The 6,154-nt window shown below is 37.0% G+C and carries 7 protein-coding genes; all 7 read right to left on the reverse strand.

Translation table 11 applies throughout. From position 1 onward, the window contains the following. Window positions 1-75: 75 nt before the first annotated feature. Complete coding sequence (locus ACQKN2_RS19015; RefSeq protein ID WP_427416352.1) at window positions 76-1,248, reverse strand: glycosyl hydrolase family 18 protein; 1,173 nt, start codon at window positions 1,246-1,248, stop codon at window positions 76-78. Between the two features lie 237 nt (window positions 1,249-1,485). Then, a complete protein-coding gene (locus ACQKN2_RS19020; RefSeq protein ID WP_427416329.1) occupies window positions 1,486-2,040 on the reverse strand; it encodes a hypothetical protein in 555 nt (184 codons plus the stop codon). Then, window positions 2,040-2,585 carry a hypothetical protein gene (locus ACQKN2_RS19025; RefSeq protein ID WP_427416330.1) on the reverse strand — a complete coding sequence of 182 codons (546 nt, stop codon included), beginning with the start codon at window positions 2,583-2,585 and terminating at the stop codon, window positions 2,040-2,042. Before ACQKN2_RS19025 ends, ACQKN2_RS19020 begins: the two co-directional genes overlap by 1 nt. Then, the gene (locus ACQKN2_RS19030; RefSeq protein WP_427416331.1) at window positions 2,585-3,094 is read right to left on the reverse strand and encodes an RNA polymerase sigma factor; all 510 of its coding nucleotides are present in this window, start codon (window positions 3,092-3,094) and stop codon (window positions 2,585-2,587) included. Before ACQKN2_RS19030 ends, ACQKN2_RS19025 begins: the two co-directional genes overlap by 1 nt. Window positions 3,095-3,533: 439 nt before the next feature. Beyond that, window positions 3,534-4,265 (reverse strand): hypothetical protein, encoded by a 732-nt coding sequence (locus tag ACQKN2_RS19035; RefSeq protein WP_427416332.1) that lies wholly within the window; start codon window positions 4,263-4,265, stop codon window positions 3,534-3,536. Next, window positions 4,258-5,595 (reverse strand): AAA family ATPase, encoded by a 1,338-nt coding sequence (locus ACQKN2_RS19040; RefSeq protein WP_427416333.1) that lies wholly within the window; start codon window positions 5,593-5,595, stop codon window positions 4,258-4,260. The genes ACQKN2_RS19035 and ACQKN2_RS19040 overlap by 8 nt, the downstream gene beginning before the upstream one ends. A gap of 233 nt (window positions 5,596-5,828) precedes the next feature. After that, the coding region (locus tag ACQKN2_RS19045) for a hypothetical protein (protein ID WP_427416334.1) at window positions 5,829-6,154 on the reverse strand (326 nt) is incomplete at its 5' end.

Raw genomic sequence — 6,154 nt, forward strand, 5'->3', positions numbered from 1 at the left:
TCTGTGCGAAAGCGTAGTGCTAACGTAGCGACAGCAACAATTACGCCGAGACGAAAGTGTTTGCTCCTTAGGATTTCATTTCTTTACTACATCAAAATTCGACCCAATCAATAACCAGTTTTGTGGGAATGGTAAACCTAACTTCCAATAGCCTACTCCACGAAGTTGGTACCGCTTAATTAAATTGAACTTCGCTTGAATGGATCTAGCATCCTCAAACCAGACTACATGTGCTTTACCTTGCTCATCATAGTATTCAAAAAACGGTGCTTGAGATCTCAAATCAAACTGAATAGCAGCATTATATTTTTTAGCAATCTCAATTGCTCTTTGTGGACTAATTGCTTCGGCATTCGGGCCCCCCTGTACAAAAGGAAGTGTCCAGTTATACCCATATAAATTCTGTCCAAGTATAATTTTGTTTCGAGGTATCTCACTCACTGCATATTTTACAACCGCTTCTACCTCTGGAAGTGGCGATACTGCCATAGGCGGTCCTGCAGAATATCCCCATTCATAAGTCATTAACATAACAAAATCTACTATTTCTCCATGTGCTTTATAATCATGCCCCGCCGTCCATGGACCTCGCTCACTAGCACTTGTTTTTGGAGCTAGCGCTGTCGATACGGTATACCCCTGTGAATGGAATCGACTCACCGCTCTCCTTAAAAAATTGTTATAAGCTTCTCGTTGGTCTCCCGGCAAATTCTCAAAATCGAAATGAATATCTTTAACGGTTCCTAAACGCTTTGCCTCTTCAAGAATATTATTAAAAAGCAAATCCTGTACTGCTGTACTTTGAAAAATATCTCTCGCCAAATCACCGCTAAAGCTAAAATTCTCTAGGTTTGAGACAACCATTGCTAGAGAAGCTCCTGTATCATTAGCAATTTGCGTCACACCTTGACTTGGAGGACTCTTAAGCGTTCCATCTCGCCTTGCCTCATAGCTAAATAAAGCAAGATACGTTAAAAATGGACCCGCTTCTCTCGCTTGGCTCAATAATGCCTCACTAACGAATGTTCCTCTTGGCTCTAAATATGCCAATGTTTCAGCTTTTGTTTTTGGTTGAGGTGGAATATAAAGTCGCATACCAATCGATAAAGGTTGACTCGGACTTATATTATTTACCTGAGCAAGTGTTGAATAATTTATGCCAAAGCGTTGACCAATTGAATATAGACTATCTCCTGACTGTACATAATAGAAATTTCCGACAATCGGTATCACAAGCGCTTGCCCTATAACTAATCGATTTGGTTCAGGAATTTGATTGGCATCTACAATACTTTGAACTGTTGTCCCGTACGACTGTGCAATACCCCATAAGGACTCTCCTGCCCGTACAACATGTATTTGAATGTCAGTGCCTCCTTTTAGCTTGATAAAATCACACCTATAAAGCTTATGAATTAGGAAAGGAAAAGATGTCATCGCTCAGTAAGTACAGATTCCCTAAAACAAAAAAAGATCCATAGCTTGTTACAGCGAATGAACCTTATTTTCATTAAGTTCTTTATAGTATTTATGACACGCTCGATAATAGAATATAAATAAGAAATAAGAAAACACCTGTAATAAAGAACCTATAAAATGAGTAATTTCTCGCATACTTGTATCAACATTTATTGAAAATGCCTGTATTACGAAGCCGCAAAGCATAAATGCCATGAATTTCTGGTACGTTTTAAATGTTTTAGCTTCAAGAGGTTTATTATTATGAATGTGTAATAATAATTGAAAAACCCAATACATAAAAACGATGAATAAAAATTGCATAAAATGTATTCCAATTTCACCGGGTACCTTATAACCAAGCCATTGAGCTAGCTCCACGAAAAATGACATTATCATTAAAATAATGGCGAAATTTTTTGACCAACGCTTTAAGTTATGAAAAGACGGCAACAAGTTAATACCGTATGCTAAAGATAGATAACCAATGAAATCTGGTAATATATCTGGTAATCCAAAAGCACTTAAATCAATAAAAATAAAACCCATGCCATTAAATAAATAATCGTAAGGATTTTTCATTATTTTATACCTCCCTCTATTGTTTTCATCCAGTAGTTATCCTGTTCCTGTTGAATTTCATCTATATTGTCTTGCTTACTTGTATGATCATAGGATTCACTATAGCTTGGTTGTACAATAGGTTCATCCATATTTTGATGCTCTGCATAAACTAGGTTTCCTACCCATGCCAAGAAAGACAAAGAAAATGTCATGTAGATAAGTCTTCCCTTCGTAAGCCCCTTGAAATAAACGAACAAAATAAACAATGAGAGCGTAAGCATGAGGAACATACACACTATATTAGTAAGGTCTTTTTCTAGATTGATGGTTAACTGTGCTGCATTTTTCAAATTGAACGATTGTCCTGTACCAATGCTGAATACAAATAGAAGAACAACTAGCGTCACTGGAACGGTTAGTATGGTAGCGATAGAAAATCTTTTTGTTTTCTTTATATGAGTCTTTTGGAGTTTTTGCCGTAATTGATTTGTGTAATCTATATCTGGCTCTTTATCAGGGCGTTGTTTTAGTGCATCAACTAAATCATAATCACGTTCTTCCATCAATCATCCCTCCCTACCTTTTTTCGAAGCCTCGCCATTGCTCGGTGAAAATCAACACGTACCTTGACTTCTGAGATACCTAAAATCGCAGCGGTTTCTTGAATCGTATAGTCTTTTAGCATTCTGCAAATAATGATTGTCCGATCATGTGATTTTAATGTCATTAATGCTTCTTGTACTGTTTGCCATTGCTCATTTTTCTCCACAATCTCTAAAGGCATTGGCACTTCCTTCAATATGGGCTGCCAGCTAAGTTTTTCTGTTAATAAACGCTTTATTTTCTGCCTTCTATGTATATCTACTGCTGTATTCCGTGCAATTGATAAGAGCCAAGTTTTTACTTTATCATTATCCTTTAAATTATCTAACTGCTTCATCACCTTAAAAAACGTTTCTTGTGTAATATCCTCTGCCTCTTGTTTGCTATTTGTATAATAAAGTGCAAAATGATACACATCACGATGGTAACAATCGTACAAATGTTCAATTTTTAATATATCCTGATGCAAAACTTCACCCCACTTTCTACACTCACAAATAAGTCGTCGCAACTTATTATTTGTTACACTTTTCCCAATCATTTTTACACAACTAGCGTAAAATGCCTCATTCTTTTCATTGTTTACCTCGTTGTAAATGTTGCACATGTTGGTGGTGTCGATCCTAAAGCAAGCTATTCTACAATTGATATGCGAAGTTTATTGCGGAGGAATTAGCGAAGTTATTCCCATCTGGTCTTTCCTGGGGGGCGTCCAGTCTCCACTACAATCAACCATTTCGCTTAGTATGTATCTTCTGGCATGTTGCTCTAATTTATATTTTGTCTTCTACACAATAAAATGCCCTCCAACGATTAATGGAGGGCATAGACATTAACTGCCCATTAAAGCCTTATTGTTGAAGACTAAAAATCAGTGGAAGATGGCCCCCACTGATTAAAGTTACACTTTATTGTACATCTGATTTAATCATTTCAAATAATAACGGCACATTCGTTCCGCGCTGTAACGAATTACAGCCCTCCATCAAAAATGACCAGCTCATTTTCATTTTTTCTTTATATGGAAGCTCAGAGTTAACCGGAAGATGGTCTTTTAAAAACTCTTCTATGGAACTCGATAAACTGTCCATAAATTCATCAGCCTTTTGCACCTTTTCCGTTGCTATTTCATTGCGCTCATTCCATAGTACATGCTCTAAGTTTGTAGAAAAATAGAATAGCTGATACGGTATTCTTAATCGCTGAATGCTAAAATGATCATTCGCTACAAGGATTTTGGCATTATTCGCCTTCATTTCATTTCGTTGCTCAATTTGCTCCTTACGCTTCTCAGATTTCACCAATATTGCATCTTCTGTATAGTATAGTTTTTGCTCAATATCTTCCTTCACTTTGACAAATTCAGGGGCAATAAAACACCCGTCTGCATCAGTAATATGAACGACTGCAGTTAAATCCTTCGCTAAAAACTTATACTTCTGCAAATAGTTCTGAATCACTCTCGTAATACTATTTTTAATATTAGGTATCCGTTTATGTGCGTCCCACTTCGTTAAAATATCTTCCCGTTGTACATCGAAGCGAATCGTAGAATTTGCAAAATGTTCATCTAGATAATCCTCTAAAATAATTTGCTCCGTCTGCCCCTCTACAATGATTAAAAGAACCTTTTTAGTCACGCTGGACACCCGCTTTTCTAAAGGCACGCTTAATTTTAAATATCTTCGTTTCTTTATAAACCTCTTCATCCTGTCCGCCCAACTGAATTGCACGTAAATAAACATCCCGAGCATTATTTACTTCTTTAATACCCTTTAGCTGCATATAACGACGTTCCTCATTTGTTGTCGTAAACCATAAGTTTTTAATAGCAAGCACCTCTAACACGCGTAAATTATGAGACGTAAAAATAAGCTGGCCTTTTCCGTCCTCATCAATCACTGTTAACAACTCGCCTAATAAATATTCAAAAACACCAGAATCTAATTCATCAATCACTACACAAGCATTTGGGTTATTATAAACGGCAATGAGCACACTGAGTACAGAGATAATTTTCAAAATCCCTTCTGACTCTGTCCGTAGTGGTAATTCACGCTCCCCTCGCTGTGATAGAAATTCAAAACGAACTCCTTTTTCTCCATTATCCATCGTTTGTTTTGTAATGACATTAATCTTTATAGTCAGACCTGGAATAATCGCTGATAATACACGATTACTTTGCTCTATTACTTCACATAACACATTAAACGTATCCTCTGGCAATAACGCTGGCCCTTTCAAGTTGTAAGGGATAGAACCACGAGTTTTTTCTAGATGGATACTAAACGGCATGCTGCGCTCCTCAAATAACGGTGCGATATTTTGATTATTAACAACATGTAAATCTCGATTAAAATCTATTGCTAAATTATGAAGTAATTGCATTTCTAGTTCTGACAGCCTGTCTTGTAATATTGGCTTTAAATCTTTGTGAAAGACAAAGGACGTATATTGTTTTTTAGATAGTTGATGAATGACTAGTAATTGGATACGCGTTTTTTCACTCATATCAGAAAGATTTGCTTTACGTAGTTGTATGTCTTCCTCTGTAACATTAATTAGAATCTTTGAACGCTTTCCTTTCTCATTCTCTCTGTACGCAATACGTTCAACCGTTGTGTACAGTCTGTTTTGATCTTCTTGTAACTCTACATAATAATTGAGAAAAAATGTGCCAAATGGATTTTCTACAAGAAACTCGAACTCAATACTTGCCGTATCCTCCCCTGCCATAATTAATCTCTTTTCCTGAGACGGTAATTTTATTTCAGTAATCCATCCGGAGATCAGTGCCTTTAACAAACCAAATGCATCAACAATAGTTGTTTTTCCTGAACCGTTTTGTCCGTATAAACCTACAACATTTGCCTTAAAAAATGTCTCAAAATTCACCGTTAAAACAATTTCACCATGTCGTACATTTCGTAAATTTTGTATCCTAATTTTCTTGATTTTTATAATGGTCATTTATCTAAACATCCTTTAAATGATATTTCTTTCTATTATAATTAAATTTGATATATTTTATAACATTTTCTACTTTAACGAATTCTACCTTTGTCGATTATTCACCTAGTTTAATGCCTACGACGATCATAATTGTAGGCATATGTTAGAAAAGAAAAACGAAGAAAGGTGTGTTTCATTGGTCAACCCTAATTTAAATCCCGACAATGTTGATGTTAACATTCCGTTTCATCCTACCATGCCTTCTGGTAGCCCGTATCCAACACGCCCTCCGCAACCATATCCGCAACTTCCGTACCCAACTCGGCCTTCGCAACCTTATCCGCAACAACCATACCCAACTCGGCCTTCGCAACCTTATCCGCAACAACCATACCCAACTCGGCCTTCGCAACCTTATCCACCACATATGCATCCTTCGCATCCTCAGCAACCATATCCACCACATATGCATCCTTCGCGTCCTCAGCAACCATATCCACCACATATGCATCCTTCGCGTCCTCAGCAACCATATCCACCACATATGCATCCTTCGCGTCCTCAGCAGCCATATCCC

Origin of the sequence: Lysinibacillus sp. NPDC093688, from assembly GCF_050280145.1 — a bacterium.
Classification (GTDB): Bacteria; Bacillota; Bacilli; order Bacillales_A; family Planococcaceae; genus Lysinibacillus; species Lysinibacillus xylanilyticus_B.